The sequence below is a fragment of the Nocardiopsis coralli genome (genome assembly GCF_014892575.1).
GTDB classification, from domain to species: Bacteria; Actinomycetota; Actinomycetes; order Streptosporangiales; family Streptosporangiaceae; genus Nocardiopsis; species Nocardiopsis coralli.
In genome coordinates this window covers 1-692 of record NZ_JADBGI010000062.1, presented here as the reverse complement: position 1 = coordinate 692, position 692 = coordinate 1, and the positions used below count along the sequence as shown (strand labels likewise).

The following is a 692-nucleotide window of genomic DNA, read 5'->3' as shown; positions in this document are numbered from 1 at the left end:
CCGGGGTCGGGGCCAGCCCCGGCGCCCGAACCGGGCGGCGAACCGGTCGCCCCGGCCGCGCAGCCGGGGGCGGTTGCCCCGGTGGTGTTGGTATCGCCGTTGGCACCAGCGGTGGTGGCGTCCGCGGCGCCGGCACCGTCGGCCCCGGCGTTGGTGTTGGTGTCGTTCTTGAAGGTGAAGCCGAAGCCCAGCAGTGCCGAGAGGGGCACGGTGATGTTGATGACCGCCTTGGTCCCCGGCGGCTCGGTGCAGCCACCGCCAGAAGCGGAGCCATCGGCACCAGTACCAGCAGCATCAGCGGGGCAAACAGAGCCAGAGTCGAAGCCGTCGGCGTCGCCGACGTAGTCGGCGACAGTATCGGTGCCGGGGCCGTCGCCGTCGGCGTCGCCGATGGGGCCAGCACCCGCGTCAGCACCAGCGGTGCCGGAGGCGTTGCCCTTGCCCTTGCCGGTGACCTCGGTCCCGGCCTTGGTCTTGATGTTGGTGTGGCCGTGGTGGCCGTGGGCGAAGCCCATCGCGCTGATGAGCGCGTCGTAGGTACGCCCGTAGCGCGAGGTCAGCGCCTCGCCCGCAGGGATGAGGCCGATGTCGGCACCGTTGGTGCCGGTGCCGCCGAAGGCAGCGGCGCTGTCGGCGCCCGCGCCGGTGTCGGGGTTCTTCTCCGTGGTGCCGTAGGGGGCCGTGAACGAGGC

General features: G+C 72.5%; 1 pseudogene. It reads right to left on the bottom strand.

Annotation, left to right across the window (positions count from 1 at the left end):
- Window positions 1–692 (bottom strand): annotated as a pseudogene (locus IDM40_RS27765) (HNH endonuclease signature motif containing protein); the annotation flags it as partial.